Genomic DNA, 17203 nt, shown 5'->3' with positions numbered 1-17203 from the left:
GGATATATCATTAGAGTCTAATTTTACTTAATACTAGGAGATATTCCAATGAAAATGATTAGATATGTAACAGTTGTATGCCTCCCTTTAACTTTAGCGTTTTCCCTTATCGCTTGCAAGAAGGAGCCAAGAGTAGAATCACACCATGCAGACAACCAAGCAAAAGAAGCAGAAAGAAGCCGAGAAAAGATTCAATATTCTTTGAAAGCTGATGGACGTCTATGGAAATTAGCTACTGAGGATACTCAAGAGCAAATGAAAATTACCCAATACATTCTTGAAAATGAGCAGCCCGAGAATGCAACCGAGCTATTTTCTGTGACTGAAATGACTGATATCGATATTACTCCTGCTGAATATTTCTCTCAGTTCATCACGCAGCTACAAAGACGTTATGCGAATGCAAAAGTAGAATCTAAAGTGAGTGTGCAAAAAATAAATAGCCTTTTAGGGGAATGGTGGATTAATGGAAATTCTCCCGATAATACTCAACATGAGTGGATTCGCATCATTAAGAAAGGCAACGAAATTGCGGTTCTTCGCTACAGCACCATACACACAGAAGATTTAGAGCATGCACGTAAAATATGGGAAGCTATTTTGACTGAAGCTAAATTCGAATAATTGTAAATTAGGAGCAAGTTTGCAGCTTCTTTAGCTGAGAAGTTAAAAATTACTTAACAAGCTTATTTCGATGAGATCTACTCAATTTTGTTAAGCTAAAGGTGGCAAGCTTGCTTTTTATACCTTACATTCTCCCATGGGCATCTCTTTGTAGACTTCTTCTGGCGAGTTCTTTATAATAATTTTCCTATGAAATATAGTCATTTAAAAGCTTTTGAAAAACATCTTGAGAGTGCAGCGCCCCTACACTTTGCCCCTGTCTATACGATTATTTGTAAAGATGAGTTTAATAGAAAAATAGCTTATGAAAGACTTATTTCTCATCTTTTAGGAGAACAAATCTCTAATCCCATGGCTCTTTGCATTTATAGCGAAGAAAAAGTAGACATAAGCAAGGTTATGGCTGAATTACAATCTTTAGATTCTTTTGTTTCTAAAAGAGTAGTGGTGATCCACCATGCTGAGAGCCTTTTAAAAGCGGCAACAGAAAAGTTGCTGGCTTATTATGAAAATCCTAACAAGCATGTTTATCTTGTTTTAACAGCAGCCTCCTTAAATGCCTCTACGAATTTTTATAAGAAAAGTGAATGGGTAGGGATCATTTTAGAAATAGCGGAAGAAAAGCCCTGGGAAAAAGAAAAGTCTTTAAAAGAGTGGATGGATCAAACGATTAATCACTATGGAAAACAGATCAACCCTTCTGCTAGTCAGGCGCTTTTAAAGCAAATGGGTACCGAACAGGCAATTTTAAGCCAAGAGATAGAAAAATTAGTCTGCTATGTGGGCGAAAAGCGTCAGATCTCATTGGAAGATGTAAAAGCAGTTTGCATTTCTGTAAATACGGAAACGATTTGGCAACTAGGTGAGGCACTTTTTCGCCGAGATGCCTCTACTGCTTTACGTATTGCTATAGCTTTGCTTCAAGAGGGTACTCCTTTGCTCATCTTGCTAAGGCAAATTCGTAGCCAATTTCAAACTGATTTTCAAGTATGCACCATTCTAGCCCAGGGGGGGACTGGAGCAGAAGTGTCTAAACAATTTGGCTATATGAAAGGGCAAATTTTGGAAAGACATATCCAGCTGGCTAGAAATTATGGGATGGCTCGTTTTCGCAAAGGAATGATTTTAATAGATGAGGCTGAAACGGCAGCCAAAAACAGCTCAACAGATTATTCTTATCTGATCGAGCGTCTTATTGCAAAACTTATTATTTAAGGTTAACAACTATGAATAAACCCGCTTTATTACTTTTACCTAATCTTTTAGGGGAGCATCGCTATCATGAAATCTTCTTGCCCAATAGCGTAGATAAAGCTGTTTCTACCCTTGATGGATTGATTTGTGAAAGTGAAAAGGCGGGGCGTCGTTATCTGAGTCGTTTCAAAACTAAAAAAGCAACCTCTGAGATGCCGCTAGCTATTTATAATGAGCATACTCCTCAAGAGGATATCGACTTTTTATTAGAGCCTATTCGTAAGGGTGAGCGCTGGGGTTTAATATCTGATGCAGGTTTGCCTTGTGTAGCCGATCCTGGCTCTAAGCTTGTACGTCGTGCGCGCCAATCGGGTATAGCCGTGCAAGTCTTTAATGGCCCTTCTTCTATTCTCCTAGCCCTTATGCACTCTGGATTTTCAGGACAACGCTTTGCTTTCCACGGTTATTTAAAAGCGGATGAAGCAGGCCGCCTGAAAGATATTAAACGATTAGAAACTTTAGCGCGTACAGACCAGGTTACTCAGATTTTTATGGAAGCTCCTTACCGCAATATGCATATGCTTCAAGGTTTATTAAATACATTAGCAGAAGATACATGGCTTTGCACCGCTTGGGAGTTGACTATGCCTGAGCAAGGGGTTGTTTCAGAGCCTGTGCATAGGTGGAAAAAGATGCCTCTACCCAACATAGAGAAAAAAGCGGCCATCTTTTTGATTAGCTGTCGCTAGAATTTATAAGAAGCTTAGATGAGCTCGGTTGCTACCGTATCATAAAAAAGAACGCCTTGCTGGGAAAGGCTTATCCTATTTGATTCTTTATGAATAAATCCTTGCTCTTCTAAGTCGGTAAGATTTTGTAATGTCTCCTGGCTAAGTGCACCATGTGTTTGTTGAAAAGCTTTTAAATCAATTCCTTCTCTCATTCTTAGGCGAATCGTTAATAGTTCTCTTTGGCTTGCCTCAGGATCTAGCTGTTCTTCAAAATCAAGAGGAAAATTCTCATTACTCAATAGATAAGCATAACGCTTAAGATGAGCAATGTTGCGAAAACGTTTGCCTTTCCAATAGCTAAATGCTGAGGGACCAAATCCTAAAAAAGGACGACCTGCCCAGTAGCCTGTGTTATGCTTAGACTGAAAGCCCTCTTGAGCAAAAGCTGATATTTCATATTGCTTTAATTGGCAGCTATTTAGCATTGCTTGAGCCATCTCATACATTTGTAAACTTAAGTCAGGATCTGGCAAAGTTTTCAGTAAAAGATTACGATATTTAAAAAAGGTAGTATGAGGTTCAATAGTTAAATTATAAAGCGATAGATGTTTGATGGGTAATTGGCTTACTTGCAAAAGCGTTTCTTTCCAAATAGCTAGAGTTTGGTTAGGAAGGTCGTACATGAGATCGATGGTAAGATTTTTTATTCCAGCTTCATAGGAGGTCCAAACTGCTTCGATAGCCTTTTCTGCGCTATGTTGTCTTTCTAGCTTTTCTAATAGAGTATTGCTGAGTGTTTGTATGCCTATGCTCACCCGATTGACACCGGCTAGCGCATAAGCTTGCATAAGAGAAAAAGTAATAGTTTCTGGATTGGCTTCGAGGGTAACCTCAGTGGTTAAAGGATCAAAGTTTACATCGCGTTTGATCCATTCAATAATTTCACTTAGATACTCTACTCCTAATAAAGAAGGCGTACCCCCACCAAAATAAATGCTAACAATTTCTTTATCGATAAGATCAGGAAGGCGTAACGACCATTCCTTAGCCAAAGCTTGCATGAAAATATCTTTTAGCTCTTGGCGATTAGGTAACACATAAAAGTGGCAATAGCCACATTTATGTGTACAGAAAGGTATATGAAAATAAAGACTAATAGGCTCTTTAGGGGGCGGCATTTAAATTGAATATCTTAATTTTTAACAAAGGAGGAGGCTCTTTATTCACTCTACCATTCATCTGCATCAGGGTCTATGATTCCTCCGCGGCGCCATCGATTGCGATCGCTGAAATAAGATTCTTCTTCTTCCTCTTCTTCAGCATTTTCATCGCGTGTAGCTCCCTCTTCATCTTCAGTTTCATCCTTTTCCTCAATCACAGAGCTTTCTACATCAATGGCATCAGTCTCCATGTCAAAAGCTGTATCGCCTATGCCTGCCCCTGTATCTCCCATATCTATGTCAGGGATAGTTGGCATTTCGGTGTAGCCTGCTCGGGCTGTAGGGCGTTTAGGAGCTATATATTCTTCCGCTTCGCCACTTTCTTTTAGAAACTTAAGCCTTTCTTTTTCTTCTTCAATCTTAGTCTGAATAGCGCGTATTTCTTCCTTATGTTTATCCATATCCTTTTTAGGAACGAGGCCGAGCTTAAGCCATTGTTCAAGATCGTTAAGTTCTACTTCAAGTTTTTTTAATCTTTCACTTTTAATATGTTTCATGGGGTTCCTATAAGCTAACCTATTGTTGGGGGATTTGTGTAGGCTTTTGGTTGCATGCTAAAATTTTAACAAATCATTTTATTTCCGTTCAAAAGATTTTACCTGTACAGCTTTTAAATGAAAATAGCCAGCAACTATTAAAAAAAATAGTTCCGCTAAAATAAACAGATAATAATAAATTTCTCCCCCTGCTCCAAATCCATAGCTATGTAATCCTGTACCTAAGATGTAGTTCACTCCATACCATGTAAAGCTAATAGCTAGCAAGCCTAATATCGACCCCATTGCTAATCCAAAGAAATAGATATGCTTAAAGGTGTAGGCATGGATGAAGATAAGATAAATGCAGCTAGAGATAAAGGCCCATGATTCTTTAGGATCCCAATCCCAAAAGCGGCCCCAACTTTGAGCTGCCCAAATCCCTCCTAATAGAGTACCTGGAATAAGAAGAATAACTCCTACATAGACCGCTTGCAAAATTGTTTGGCCTAATTCACGCATCTCGGACGTTTCCTGTTTATGAATTAAATATTGACAAAGGTAGATCTGTCCTAAAACGCCTGCTAAGGCAAAGACTCCGTAGCTGCCTACTACCATTAAAACATGAATAATTAACCAATAGTGAGAATCTAAAACAGCTTGAACATTTTCTAAGCTGCTTCCTAAGCTCGTCACTTTAATCATAATAATTAAAGCTAACGCTACGATAGATGCGCTTAACATAATGAATGAATTTTTCATTTTCCTTGCAAGCGCAAGGCTTGCCAATACAGCGATCCATGGTACATAAATCACGGTTTCAAACATATTGGATACCGGAGGACGCTCTAAAATAAGACAGCGAAGAACTAAAATTAGAGTATTTAAACAAAATGCTAGGAAGATACAGCAAGAACCAATTTTATTAAATTTTTGCTTTTTCTGGCTAAGTCCAATGGAGAATAGGATAATGGCTAAGCTGTAGAGAGCGATAGTGGCTTCGATTAAAGGTAATTGATAATACCAATGCTCCATTCTTAACTTTTTGATAGAAGGATAGGTAAGAGATTTCCCCCAAGCCTTTTGAACAGGCTGTCCGATTAAAGGATGATAATTATCCATCAGTAGATTAGCTAGCTGCTGCTTATATTCTTTATTGTTATAATCCTTGATAAGCTTATAGTAAAGGTCGCGTAGCTGCTCAAACTGTTCATTAGGATAAAGAGTAAAATTGGAAATAGGCTCTAATAGATTTTTTTCTACATTGTAGTGATGCATGGTAAGAGCATTAAGAGAATACCATTCCCCATCTTTTGCGGGCAAAACCTTGAGGATTGTGCCCGCATAAGCTAGCCTTTGGCTTAAAGGATATTCTTGCTCAAGAAATTCTGCGATTTGATAGGGGGCTAAGTTTTTTGCTGTTAAGTGCCGATAAAGGGCTTGATACTCCTTATCTCCCTCGGCATAAGGACCTTTCAGATAGGAAAACTGTTTTAAAGCTTGTAAAATTCTTAAAATTTCTTCATTAAGATGGCGATGTTTTTTAACATGGTCAGAAGTAAGCTCCTCACTGGGATCGGAAGTCATAAATCCGGGCTTAAGGTATTGCCAAGGAGGGTTTTTAGGATGGGCGGTAATAAAAACTTGACCTTTTTTGAAGATCGCCCAGAGCCCAGAAGATAGATGACTTAACTCCATTTTTTCTCTATTGGCGTAGTTAGGAGCTTCAAAATAAGCCTTAAGGAAATGGTAGGTCACTAATTCTTTAATCAAGGCAAGATTAGTTTTTTTGCGCTCATAAATCGCTTGATGAAGCTGTTGATAGGTAAAATAATTATCTTTCACGGGAAGGTCTAATAATTGTTTCAAGCGGGCCGAGTAAATCCAAAAAAGGGGAGTGTCATCCCAGTGATAATGAGCCTGAAATTGAAGATGCCAAAGAAGAGATAAGGCTGAAGGCCCAATCCTATGGAAAGCTTGATAATGCTGTGACTTGATAGATTGTCGATGATAATAGCCTTCAAGCCATAAGCGAGCTGTTACCTCCAAAGGTCTAAACCGGCCTTTAAAAGAGGTAGGCACCTCCTTCAAAGCTAGTTCGCTTAGCTCATAACTATTCAATGAAGAGGAAGGAATCAAAATTATTAGTAATAATAAAAATAATAAAAGATAAAAAAAAGTTTTCAGCCAACCTAAATAAATTTTGCACGCCTTATCCATTTACTTAACCTATAAGTCCTACTGTTTTTCGCTATCTTATTGAAAATAATCTTTTGCAGCAAATAGATGATGAGTTTATCCTTTAAAGGAAAAGCTTGGCTTAAAGCAAGTTATACAGTGTTCTAAGATAAGATTTAAAATGTAATTAACAATTTTTAATTAATTAACTGTAATAGTTCTTTATTATAAATATTAAATATGTTATTGTATAAATTTAAATTTGGACACAATATGGCAGCAAGAAATATAAATGAATTGGGTTCACGTGCTTTTCATATTTATGAAGGACCTACCCATCAGGCGGATAAAAGAGAAAAAATAGGAAATTTATTTTATTTTTTTGCTAATGTAGCTTTTGGTAAGAAAATAATCTTTCAAAAAGATGGGTATTCGGTAAAAGTTAGGAGCCTTGCTCTACGCATTTTAGCAGGCATGGCTGCTATTGTTTGCTTTAAGCTTACCATCATAGGTAGGATTTTGATTGCAAGCTCAGCCTCCCATCGCTTAGCATTCGATGCTCTTGTAAACATGCATTGCTCTTCTGCAAATAGCCTTTTACCTTCTAACCATAATAGCTCCGTTGATTCCTATGTAAGGCGGTCTTATGCAAATACCGTTATCAAGGCTAGTCCACAAAAAGGCTTTGAAGGTTTAAAAAAGGTAAAGAGGCTTCCTCTTAACAACTCTAGCTCGCTCAAGCCAAAATCGGCAGTTCTGAATGCTCCTTTTGTTGTAACCCCTAAGATTTTATCTAGCGTTAAGCTAAAGCCTATTCAACCAGGTCTTCCTCATGCTTCAGCTAAAGCAAATGTAAACACTAGCCTGAGCCCTTTGCAAGCCACAGCTAAGCAGATAACTAAGAGCAGCAGCCCTATCTCCAGTTTATCAGTACCGTACCAAGAAACTCTAATGAGGGCTCATTTGGATGTGGCAAGCTCAGAATCAAGCCAGCAAGATTTAGTGGCTCATAAATCGATGAGTATGCCAGATCTTTTGTTAAATATGACGGGTGCATTTTGGTGCAAGCTTTCGCAGCTTAAGGAGAAAAATACTTCATCCGCAGGGGAAGAAAAATCTCCTATTGAGGAAAGTGAATGGGAGCTAAGCGATGATGATCAAAATGGCCAATTTGATTATACCGAGCTCGACCGGGAATTTTTAAATAAAAATCGCTCTTATGACCCATCTGGTAGCATGAGGAGTGCTACAAGTAAGAATTCTTATAGCGCTTTAGGAAAAAAAGAAAAAACTTCAGAGGAAGACCAATTAGAAAAGGCCTCATGTCAAGAGTTATTAACGAGCAGCTTAAATAGCTTACGCCTAGCTATAGCACAAGATGAAAGCGATAGTGAAGAGGAAAGCTTAGACTTTGCCTTTTAGAAATGATTGGATAAAAACTATCCCGCTGTTCTTTAAGATTTATCGGTTAATACCTCCCGTGTTTTATAAATACCCTAGGTATTCTTTATTATTTATTCTAGATTTTTTGTTAAGGCTTTGCTTATCTGTCAAGCCATAGGAAATCAATTTCCGCCTCGTTTCTCTACCTCTTATCTCTATAAACTTCTAAACAGGCTTTTTAAAGTTGTAATTGTAAACTATTTGGGTATTTATTAATATGCACGTTGGTATTCAAATTTTTGCATAAAGGTGTCATATGGCTACACGTGTTACTAAACTTAAGTTTTTTTCTATAGATGCCTCTCCCGCTAATTGGGCTCTCCATAAAGCTGTTTTAAGTGAAACAGGTAGATGTCGTTTAGCTGCGCGTGGTTGGGTGTTTGTGTCAACAATATCTTGTGTGCCTTCTGCAGGCCAACAACTAGCTAATCTTATTATCAAAATGGCTGCTGCTACCTATATCACTACCTTAGGTCAAATACCTGCTTTGAAAAAAAGAAGTTGGAGTAAGCTTGAAAGCTATAACCTCATCTCTGAAAATCTTTCCAAAAGCTGGGTGAATGTTGCTTTGCATGCCTATAAATTTGTAATGTTTTTAACTATTTCTCCTATTTGTTGTTTAATAACTGGTATCGTTTCGCCTAAAACCTGCAAAGATATTCATGATAAATTGCACCTTACAGGTCCGCAGCAAGCCCAAGTTGGCTTAAATGAATCACCTTCTGACCCTACCTCTTTACCATCTTCTCAAGCAGTTGAATCTTTGCCTGCTGCTAAAAAAGCTGCGCTATCTACAGATACGCAATCTCGTCCTCTACCTGCCATTCCTAGTAATGGAGTGCCTCCACCCCCACCACTCCCACCTAATAGCTTCATCAATCCCTCAAACATAGAAGAGGAGAAGGATGTCGAAGATTTGCTAGACCTTATTTTAGCGATGAAGTTAAAAAGTGTAACTCCCCAAGAAGCTGAAGAGCATTCCGAAGCTGAAAACGATATCTTACTACAAACATTCGGAAGTGCCTTTAACCAAATGGCTAATAAGCTAAGTAACGAGCCAGGATCAACAAATAGCTCGGCACGTAACTCGGTAAACTTGGATGAATGGCGGGATAGCCCCAGTCATTCTGCACGTAACTCAACCATGTACGCACAAGAGCCACTCTTAATAGGGATAGAACGAGAAAAGCTAGTGGAGGAAGAGCTCGTACAAAGGTTAGAGGCAGTCAAAAATGACGATGAGCATGTAGAAAGCCAGGTCCAGCTTCCTGCTCAAGGTGACATTAAAAAAGAAGCGCAGACTTTGGAAGACAAGAGAGAAAAAGATAATGAGCAAGAGAAAACTTTATCGATGGAAGATATTCATCAGAAGATAAAGAGAAGACGCCGTGCGCTTGAGACTTTTAATACGCTAACGGCAGCTCAGCAATCTCTTATCCGTACTAAACTTAACCCTAATCAGAAAAATATTCTTAACAAACTAGTTGAATTGCCACCTGAACCCAAAGCTGAACCTCAGCATGGAAGCACAGCCAACAAATCAGCAAAGGTGGCTGCGGAAACTAATAACTCAGCTGCTTCTAAAAGCAACAAAAGGCGAAGAAGAAGGAATGCTGCTAGAAAAAATGTTAAGCCTTCTTAGGGCTTTACATGGAGGCAGGGTGGTAGCAGAAGTATTAAATCACAAAAGCTTATTTAATAACTTCTTCGCTTCACCTCCCTCTATGTTTATAAAAATCAATGTTGTATGCGCATGCCTAAGCTGAAAAATATATTAAAGTGTTTAGGTTTTTATAGATTAACTATAGACTTTTTGAGCGGGTTTTTAAGTGGCTCTTAAGCTTATAGAAAAAAAACCGGCCTTGACGATGAGGGAGCTGATAGGGTGTGTGAAACAAATGGCAGGCGCAACGATTGAATCCTGCAGACTCTTTTAACGTCTCTTGTAGGGTTGCATCCACCAAAGTAACCCAATTCCTAAACTTATCATCAGCACCCCGGGGTAGGTGAGCCAATATTTAGCAGGATCATAATTCACTAAAATCTGTGCATGTTGGACAGCCACTTCCGTAGGCGGGGAGAGATTGGCTAAGTAAAAACGATAGCCCTCAGGCGTTTGGTAGATATTATTCATGCTAAGGGTTTTTTCTATCCTAGTATTCCTTTTTAAATCATGGATAAAAATATCACTTTCATAGCTATAAGGCTGGGTGGTACCTGGATAATTGATTTGCCGAGCATCATGTAAACGTATTTTATAAGGAATATCCCTAAATAAAGGTTGAAAACGTATAAGATACTTCCCTTTCAAAACAGGCCAAAGAAGCTTCTTGCCGTATGGGTCATAGGTGAGAGTAATAAGCTCTTTATAAGTGCCTTCTTTTAACTCCAAGGTAAGCAAAGGCAGATTATGCTCCCATTTAGGCAAGGATTTAGCTTTGGTTTGCTTTAAAGTCAGAGGGCTCTTGAGTATCACCTCATCTGCGTTTAAACTAGCTGAAAGGACACTAGCCTCCTCGCTAGAAAGGCTTTTTGTAGCTAAAGGAGCATTGTAAAGTAAATGTGCGATGAGTTCTACTTTAGAGGGCGGGTAGCTAAAATTTTCTTCTTTATTCTGAATTTGATAGCTTATATAAGCTTTTTTTATCTCTTCCATAGCATAAGAGTTATCTGGCAGCACGTTGATCAATAGGGCTAATTGCTGGGCCCTTAGGGGTGCTAAGGGAGATAATATTTTTAGAACCTTATCAAAATATAAGCGGCTTGCATGGTAAGAACGAATGATCTGCAGAGAGTGCATAGGCTCACGTAGGTTAGATAAAGTGATACCGTACGCTTTTAAATAAGCTGACAGGGCTTTAGCAGAAAACGTAGCTGGCATCCTAGAAGGAGGTGGTAGCTGTGAAGCTACAGCAAATAATTGCTGCGCAAACAAAGAGATCATATGATCCATATTATTGTTATCTAATGACACAAACGGGAGTGCAAAAGGCCATTTTCTCTTTGTTAAAATTTGCGAAAAATTTTTTCCTTCCTCCAATTCTTTTTCAATTTCCTCCAGGAAAAGGCATAGCCATCCGCAGGCATACTGCTCTTGTTGTGGGAGAATGTTCCAGTTTAGCTTATGAAAAAGCCTCTCTAATGAAGGCGAATAAGGAGCTGTAAATAATAAAGAGGAGGAGTTTTCCCAAGCGTGGAGAAAATTTACTGTGGCCTCTGCAAACTCTTGATGAGACGCATCAGCGGCCTGCTTTAGCAATTGTAGGGGAGGAGAAAGAGTAGAATATTGTTCTATGCCTTGCCGTAACTTTATGGCAATCCGTAAGAGTTCTGCTTGCTCTTTATCTGTACGGCTGCAAGGAAAATCTTCAAAGGGGAACGACATTTGCACTTGATATCCTTCAAATCCATCCTCATAAGCGGTAATGGATGTAAGCTTTTCCTTTGTGCAAGATTGAGTATACACCTCGCCATGGGCATTAAAAAAGTAAAGATAATTATCTTCTTGCTCGTCTTGCATAATTAAGCAGGTGGGCTCTTTAAACAAATCAAGAGTAAAAGGCAGCTTCCCCCTATGAGGGCTAGAGATATTTTGATTAAGCAAACTATCGGGACCAGCAAGCCGGATCACCATTTTTTCATGGTTAATTTGCACCTGCAAAGTAGGTTGTGTCAGCTCATTCAATGTAGGGTCGTCCCAATCCAAAGCAAAAGAAAATTGAGCTGTATCTATCTCTAAAGGAGCTAACAAAAGTTTAGCTAAAGACTCTTCTACAAGGGTTTTTCCTCCTTCGGTTTCAGAAATCTTTACAGTTAAATTTTGCAGATAGAAATATTTAGCAGCCTCACTGATAAAAGGAGTTTTTAAGGCAATTAAGTTCCACGGCTGAGCATTTTCATGATGAAGATGAGCTTTAAAAGGGGGGAGAAGAGGCTTGTTATCCTGGAATTCTATTAAAGGAATGGGGGTTATACCTGTAATGATAGCTTGATTGCCTTTAACCCATGTTTCTTTATGCTCATAAGAATGAGGAGCATAATCAATCACCCTCATCTCTACATCCTCAAACTTCACCGGTTGGTGTATCAATTGATTTAAAGGATACTCTCTTTGAATCTTCTTATAAGCGTTTTCTATTCCCTTTTTCTCTAAATGGATAGCATAAGTATGCGGAAGAAAGATTTGGTGGCTAGCCCCCCCTTCTATAATACCCATACAGCCTTGAATACCATAATAATTGTTGATAATAAGACCGCTTAATAGCATGAGTAGTCCGCAGTGAGTTATCAAAAAGGGAATATGCCTAACACGAAAAGGCCATCTTCTTAAGGCGGAGACCAAAATATTAATAAAAAATCCTCCTGCTAGGCTACGAAATAGGGGATTGTGATAGGTAAGATAGGCAGAAGAAAGGTGAGACTGGCTTTGCGCTTCTAGAAGTGTTCCTAAAGCTGCTACAAGAATTGCTAGTGCCAGTAGCATGATGGCAAGTTGTATGCTTCCTAAAAAATGATAAAATTTTAAAAGATGTTTCATCATAAATCTTCAATAAGGTGGAAACTTCGAGCAAAAGCAATGATAGACTGCCGGTATCTTTGCATTAAGAATGGGGGGCCTATAGCTTTGATGGTTACATCGCTTCTCATTTGTCTATATTTTTTTAGAAGGTAAGGAGAGCCTGGGGCGACAAGGTGGTGATAATGTTCAGGAGCTAATTGTAAAATCCAAGCAAACATTGTTGTTTGGCTCCCCTTTATCTCTCCTGTAGCTTCAAACCAAAAGCCACAATACCCTCCAAAGGCTTGAGATGTTAGGGAGACAGTCTCGGGATCCAATGGATGAAGCTGCTTTTTCCAACGAGAAATATAGGTAAAAGGGGAGGGGCGTTGATAGATATTATCGGAGGGAAAATTATGGATAGTAATAGAAACTTTTTCATCCTGATGAACAATATAAAATTCTATAATTGCTTGCCTAGTATCAGCTCGAGGATCTAAAGGAGAAGGATGGTGTTGTATCCAATTAGCATCCACTTTTAAGCGGTAGATAATCGGTTTACTTTCAGAGGCTTCCTCACCACGTGCGGCAATTTCCACGTATTTTAAAGTAGCATTGGAAGAATCTTGAGTTGAACAGCTGCAGCTGATCCAAGTGAGCAATATAATTGTGAAGAATTTTATTCTCATCAAAAGCTTTTATAAATAAGGGATTTTTAATAAAATTAGAGGCCCATATAGCTAAAAAATTCTTTATCTGCCTAAAGTGCTAGACGTTTGTAACTTCTCTAAGTCTTAGTCTTTTTACCTAAATCAGACCTTGTTGCGTAAATGCTTTAATAGCTCCTCTAAAGATATATCACATAAGTTAGCACCCATTGTCTTGGGCATTCCAAGTTTTGTCCTCTTGTTCATAACCAAGGATTTGGCATATAATGCGCTTGTTGATAAGCTAATTTCCTAGAGCGAAACTATCCTCCAAAGCTTCTTTTAAAGTGGCACATCGCCGTTTCGGCAAACTATCTTCTGTGATAGCCGCAAAGCTTCTTCCAGAGCTGCCTGGTCTCCTCATCTTCTCCAAAGCCTTGAATGATTTTTAAAGCATTATTTTTTTTCATCAAAGGTTTGTCCGCCTCTTAGCTTAGCCTTCCTTCTCTTTTTGGAGGTACCAAAGGATCTATATCCCGCACATAAGATGATCGACACGAAGCTTGTCTATCATAAGCGCCATCTCTATAAGCAGTTTGTACACTCTTTGGTAGCTCAAAGATCATTTGGCTTGCCACTGAATCACCGACTTTATTGCTCTTTATTAATTCTCTTAAAATAATCTTATGCGAATCTGGGCAAATGGCTAGATGAATCTTTCTGCAAATTCTTCGCTTGGCTTTGCCATGCTGGTGCGCTTTCCACTCTCTTTCGCTATAGACCTTTACTCCAGAGGAATTAAAGACTATGTCTGTTGGACGCTTTAAGGCTTAACTTTTTAAGCCCTTGCCTAAGCTTCTTAGCACGCCTGCAAATGCGTGTATAACAAGGAATAGGCAAACCCAAAGCCAGCAAAGTAATCAGCGATAACAAAAATCCTCGCAAGGCTTAGGAGGGGCAAATGATAAACCGCTCCAATCAACAGCGTGCATAGGATAGCATCAGCAGAGTAAATTCTTGGGCGTCCCTTCTTACCCATGCTTTTATTTTCCCTCCATCCTTTAATGGTTTCACCCGAAAGCTATAAAGTTATGCTTTCTCTTTGCACTAAAGCTTTGTTATACTCGGGCCCATTACGTAGGCGGTAGTTAAGCTTTTTTCCATAGCTTGCCTATATTTTTGTTTTTGTAAACTAATTTTATAGCTCTTAAGAGTGAAAGAGCAATCTTATCGCCTACACTTCTTATCATTTACGCAACAACACCACTTTAAGGCGAAAATGCTTTAAATCATGTTGGATTATATAGTAGGAGATAACGCTCTCTATACGCCAACTACCTCACAAGTCTTTAAAAGAGAACAAAGCTTATTTGCCACGCGTGTGTCTATGCAAATCAAAGAGGTCAAAGAACTCATATTTGAAGCGCCTTACGACAAAACTGTAGAGATACGAGCTTTTAAGGCTACCCCTTTGCTATGCCGGTGTTGAACAAAGATGGGTAGTCATCCTCAGCCAAGCGGCCTATCCAAGAGAATGCCGTACTTTAGCCAAGCATTACCTTAAGGGCAATGAAAAAGAAGCCCAAGCCTTTATTAAGCTCCATACAGTAAGAGTTTTTATGTCCAAGCGATGCTAAACGTCCATTAGATGAGTTTGTAAAAAAACTTAAATATATATAGCTCATAGAACTTCGATGTATTGCAAATCAAACGCATACTACGTCTAATCGGCCTAAAGCTGAGCAAAAACCTTTTATATCTAGTTATCGCCTACAAGACATAATATCTTGCTCTTTGCTTAACAAGTTAGCCGATACCCCTCTTGTAATAAGGATACGAATTCGTTTGACTTGCTTTTTTAATTTTTTTATATTGCCTTTATAAATAAAAATGCTGAGAAGTCATTACTACCCAAGGAAATAAGATGCATTCTATCTCATCGACATCTATTGAAAGCTTGCCCAATGAATTGCTACTCCCTATCTTAGAGGCTTGCGCAGTTCCTTCCTTATTTAGCGTCTGTAAAAGATGGCATCATCTGCTGGCTTCTGAAGTGATGCCTTCTCTTTATAAAAAAATAGGTAAAGTACATGTTCCTCAAGGAAATGTTAAGGAGCAAGCTTTTATTGTAGATAGGATTTATAAGCTGAATGATAGGCTTTCCGAAGGAGAAAAAGCTAAGGCAATCTTCAAGGAGGCCTTTACTCTAGCTAAATCCCTTGCTCCTGCGGAGCTAGAATTTAAATGGGAAACCCAGGAAAAAAGGTGCTTTACTTTGGCTAACTATGCCTCTTATCTTATAAATATTAATCGTCTGTTAATGTGGAAAGCACTGCCTGGTGGAGGGGCATACTTAAGTCAAGAAAAAATCAAGTATTTACCTTTAGAAAAAAAAGGAGAGCTTCTTAGAGATTGGATTGAAGAAAATTGTAAAAACATCACGGCTTTAGATTTATCTAAAGCACGCTTGACTTACTTACCCCCAGAAATAGGCCAATTGTCTCAGCTGCAAGAGCTTGATTTAAGCCAAAACCAACTCACCAACCTTCCTGCAGAAATCGGGCAGCTATCTCAGCTGCAATGGCTTCACTTAAATCAAAACCAGCTCACTAGCCTGCCTGCAGGAATCGAGCGGTTGCCTCAACTGAAAGGGCTTTACTTAGACCAAAACCAACTCACCAACCTTCCTGCAGGAATCGGGCAGCTATCTCAGCTGCAATGGCTTCACTTAAATCAAAACCAGCTCACTAGCCTGCCTGCAGGAATCGAGCGGTTGCCTCAACTGAAAGGGCTTTACTTAGACCAAAACCAGCTCACCAGCCTGCCTACAGAAATCGGGCAGCTGTCTGAGCTGCAATATCTTCGCTTAAATCAAAACCAGCTCACTAGCCTGCCTGCAGAAATTGGGCAGCTGTCTCAGCTGCATACGCTTGAATTAAATCAAAACCAGCTCACCAGCCTTCCTACTGAAATCGGGCAATTGTTTCGGCTGGCACGGCTTGACTTAAATCAAAACCAGCTCACCAGCCTGCCTGCAGAAATCGGGCAGCTGTCTCAGCTGCAAAGGCTTTACTTAAATCAAAATCAGCTCACCAGCCTGCCTGCAGAGATAGGGCAATTGTCTTCGCTGCAAGAGCTTTACTTAGACCAAAGCCAGCTCACCAGCCTGCCTGCAGAGATAGGGCAATTGTCTGAGCTGCAAAGACTTTACTTAAACCAGAACCAGCTCACCAGCCTTCCTGCAGAAATTGGGCAATTGTCTGAGCTGCAAAGACTTTACTTAAACCAGAACCAGCTCACCAGTCTGCCTGCAGAAATCGGGCAATTGTCTGAGCTGCTACATCTTTACTTAAATCAAAACCAGCTCACCAGCCTGCCTGCAGAAATCGGGCAATTGTCTGAGCTGCGAACGCTTTACTTAAATCAAAACCAGCTCACCAGCCTGCCTGCAGAAATCGGGCAGCTGTCTCAGCTGCAAAGGCTTTACTTAAATCAAAATCAGCTCACCAGCCTGCCTGCAGAAATTGGGCAGCTGCCTCGGCTGCAAAGGCAAGAGCTTGAATTAACGGGAAATCCTTTGAAAGATATTGCAGAAAAAATAAGGCAGCGTTTCCAATTGTAGAATCGCCTTAAGTACTTTTTAAATTGAGGGTGAGCTAAAATGGAGTAAAAAACTTTTAGCCAACTTATCTTTAAGCAAATCATCCGCTTTCCTTCCCGCCACTTAAGTAAGCTTAAGCTAACCTACACATTTATAATGACAAGAAGTTTTTCTTTTTTTCTGCAGAGTGTTATGGCTGGAAGGACCAGGGTTAACGCATTATAAATAAATTTTTTAAAAGTTCTTCTCTGTAAGTAATATTAGACCTCTTTCGAAACTCACGTATTTAATTCCCAGTTATAGATTGCTGCAATTAAGTTGAAGCGAAGTGCAAACCTTTTACGTCTATTTCTGTAACGATCGGCTATAATTTTAAATCGCTTAAGGAGGCCAATCACGTTTTCATTGGCAACTCTTTCTCTGGATAAACTTTGATTTGTTCTTTTATCCTCTTGAGTTAAAGGCTTCTTCTTACTTTTTTTCTTGGGCATCTGGGTTTGGGCATGCAGCTTTTTTAATCCTTGATACCCTGAATCGGTTAACACCCTTATTTGTGGATTGATTTTAACCTGGGATTCTTTGAATAGCCTA

The 17203-nt window shown here is 39.2% G+C and carries 15 protein-coding genes; 7 read left to right on the top strand and 8 right to left on the bottom strand.

Going from position 1 to position 17203, the window contains the following annotated elements; translation table 11 throughout:
• The first annotated feature begins 48 nt into the window (after positions 1-48).
• The 3 genes from NEOC65_RS06305 to NEOC65_RS06295 all read left to right on the top strand — a co-directional run bounded on the left by NEOC65_RS06305 (position 49) and on the right by NEOC65_RS06295 (position 2567).
• Positions 49-624 carry an HI_0983 family protein gene (locus tag NEOC65_RS06305; protein WP_213156069.1) on the top strand — a complete coding sequence of 192 codons (576 nt, stop codon included), beginning with the start codon at positions 49-51 and terminating at the stop codon, positions 622-624.
• Between the two features lie 189 nt (positions 625-813).
• Positions 814-1839 carry a DNA polymerase III subunit delta gene (gene holA, locus NEOC65_RS06300; protein WP_213156068.1) on the top strand — a complete coding sequence of 342 codons (1026 nt, stop codon included), beginning with the start codon at positions 814-816 and terminating at the stop codon, positions 1837-1839.
• 11 nt (positions 1840-1850) lie between these two features.
• Complete coding sequence (locus NEOC65_RS06295) at positions 1851-2567, top strand: SAM-dependent methyltransferase (protein WP_213156067.1); 717 nt, start codon at positions 1851-1853, stop codon at positions 2565-2567.
• Between the two features lie 14 nt (positions 2568-2581).
• On the opposite strand, the gene hemW is transcribed toward NEOC65_RS06295, so the two are convergent.
• The 3 genes from hemW to NEOC65_RS09800 form a co-directional block, all read right to left on the bottom strand.
• The gene (hemW, locus tag NEOC65_RS06290; protein WP_213156066.1) at positions 2582-3727 is read right to left on the bottom strand and encodes a radical SAM family heme chaperone HemW; all 1146 of its coding nucleotides are present in this window, start codon (positions 3725-3727) and stop codon (positions 2582-2584) included.
• Positions 3728-3777: 50 nt separating this feature from the next.
• A complete protein-coding gene (locus NEOC65_RS06285; RefSeq protein WP_349305299.1) occupies positions 3778-4257 on the bottom strand; it encodes a hypothetical protein in 480 nt (159 codons plus the stop codon).
• A gap of 87 nt (positions 4258-4344) precedes the next feature.
• The gene (locus tag NEOC65_RS09800) at positions 4345-6327 is read right to left on the bottom strand and encodes a cytochrome c biogenesis protein (RefSeq protein WP_213156064.1); all 1983 of its coding nucleotides are present in this window, start codon (positions 6325-6327) and stop codon (positions 4345-4347) included.
• A gap of 369 nt (positions 6328-6696) precedes the next feature.
• On the opposite strand from NEOC65_RS09800, the gene NEOC65_RS06275 reads away from it, so the two are divergent.
• Both NEOC65_RS06275 and NEOC65_RS06270 read left to right on the top strand, forming a co-directional pair.
• A complete protein-coding gene (locus tag NEOC65_RS06275) occupies positions 6697-7845 on the top strand; it encodes a hypothetical protein (RefSeq protein ID WP_213156063.1) in 1149 nt (382 codons plus the stop codon).
• Positions 7846-8122: 277 nt separating this feature from the next.
• The gene (locus NEOC65_RS06270) at positions 8123-9508 is read left to right on the top strand and encodes a hypothetical protein (protein WP_213151438.1); all 1386 of its coding nucleotides are present in this window, start codon (positions 8123-8125) and stop codon (positions 9506-9508) included.
• 291 nt (positions 9509-9799) lie between these two features.
• Here NEOC65_RS06270 and NEOC65_RS06265 read toward each other — a convergent pair whose 3' ends face one another.
• The 4 genes from NEOC65_RS06265 to NEOC65_RS10000 all read right to left on the bottom strand — a co-directional run bounded on the left by NEOC65_RS06265 (position 9800) and on the right by NEOC65_RS10000 (position 14077).
• Positions 9800-12406 (bottom strand): hypothetical protein, encoded by a 2607-nt coding sequence (locus tag NEOC65_RS06265; protein ID WP_213151439.1) that lies wholly within the window; start codon positions 12404-12406, stop codon positions 9800-9802.
• A complete protein-coding gene (locus NEOC65_RS06260; RefSeq protein WP_213151440.1) occupies positions 12403-13053 on the bottom strand; it encodes a hypothetical protein in 651 nt (216 codons plus the stop codon). The genes NEOC65_RS06265 and NEOC65_RS06260 overlap by 4 nt, the downstream gene beginning before the upstream one ends.
• Positions 13054-13499: 446 nt before the next feature.
• Positions 13500-13820, bottom strand: a complete 321-nt coding sequence (locus NEOC65_RS10005; RefSeq protein WP_213151444.1) for a transposase — start codon at positions 13818-13820, stop codon at positions 13500-13502.
• A 50-nt stretch (positions 13821-13870) separates the two neighbouring features.
• Positions 13871-14077: a hypothetical protein gene (locus NEOC65_RS10000; RefSeq protein WP_502710355.1), complete on the bottom strand. Its 207-nt coding sequence runs from the start codon at positions 14075-14077 to the stop codon at positions 13871-13873.
• Between the two features lie 225 nt (positions 14078-14302).
• Here NEOC65_RS10000 and NEOC65_RS06245 point away from each other — a divergent pair, with 225 nt between their 5' ends.
• On the top strand, positions 14303-14500 hold the full coding sequence (locus NEOC65_RS06245) for a hypothetical protein (protein WP_166157591.1): 198 nt from the start codon (positions 14303-14305) through the stop codon (positions 14498-14500).
• 435 nt (positions 14501-14935) lie between these two features.
• Positions 14936-16633 (top strand): leucine-rich repeat domain-containing protein, encoded by a 1698-nt coding sequence (locus NEOC65_RS09995; RefSeq protein ID WP_213151442.1) that lies wholly within the window; start codon positions 14936-14938, stop codon positions 16631-16633.
• A gap of 257 nt (positions 16634-16890) precedes the next feature.
• Here NEOC65_RS09995 and NEOC65_RS09990 read toward each other — a convergent pair.
• A partial coding sequence (locus NEOC65_RS09990; protein ID WP_213156062.1) for a transposase family protein occupies positions 16891-17203 on the bottom strand: 313 nt, incomplete at its 5' end.

Origin of the sequence: Neochlamydia sp. AcF65 (assembly GCF_018342435.1) — a bacterium.
Classification (GTDB): Bacteria; Chlamydiota; Chlamydiia; order Chlamydiales; family Parachlamydiaceae; genus Neochlamydia.
Note: the sequence above shows the minus strand (reverse complement) of the source record. Positions and strands in the feature narration are given on the sequence as shown.

Excerpts from the sequence above, each read along its gene's own strand:
- holA (WP_213156068.1), top strand. The coding sequence starts at position 814 with ATGAAATATAGTCATTTAAAAGCTTTTGAAAAACATCTTGAGAGTGCA.
- NEOC65_RS06305 (WP_213156069.1), top strand. The coding sequence starts at position 49 with ATGAAAATGATTAGATATGTAACAGTTGTATGCCTCCCTTTAACTTTA.
- NEOC65_RS09995 (WP_213151442.1), top strand. The coding sequence starts at position 14,936 with ATGCATTCTATCTCATCGACATCTATTGAAAGCTTGCCCAATGAATTG.
- NEOC65_RS06260 (WP_213151440.1), bottom strand. The coding sequence starts at position 13,053 with ATGAGAATAAAATTCTTCACAATTATATTGCTCACTTGGATCAGCTGC.
- NEOC65_RS06275 (WP_213156063.1), top strand. The coding sequence starts at position 6,697 with ATGGCAGCAAGAAATATAAATGAATTGGGTTCACGTGCTTTTCATATT.
- hemW (WP_213156066.1), bottom strand. The coding sequence starts at position 3,727 with ATGCCGCCCCCTAAAGAGCCTATTAGTCTTTATTTTCATATACCTTTC.
- NEOC65_RS06245 (WP_166157591.1), top strand. The coding sequence starts at position 14,303 with ATGTTGGATTATATAGTAGGAGATAACGCTCTCTATACGCCAACTACC.
- NEOC65_RS06270 (WP_213151438.1), top strand. The coding sequence starts at position 8,123 with ATGGCTACACGTGTTACTAAACTTAAGTTTTTTTCTATAGATGCCTCT.
- NEOC65_RS06265 (WP_213151439.1), bottom strand. The coding sequence starts at position 12,406 with ATGATGAAACATCTTTTAAAATTTTATCATTTTTTAGGAAGCATACAA.
- NEOC65_RS06295 (WP_213156067.1), top strand. The coding sequence starts at position 1,851 with ATGAATAAACCCGCTTTATTACTTTTACCTAATCTTTTAGGGGAGCAT.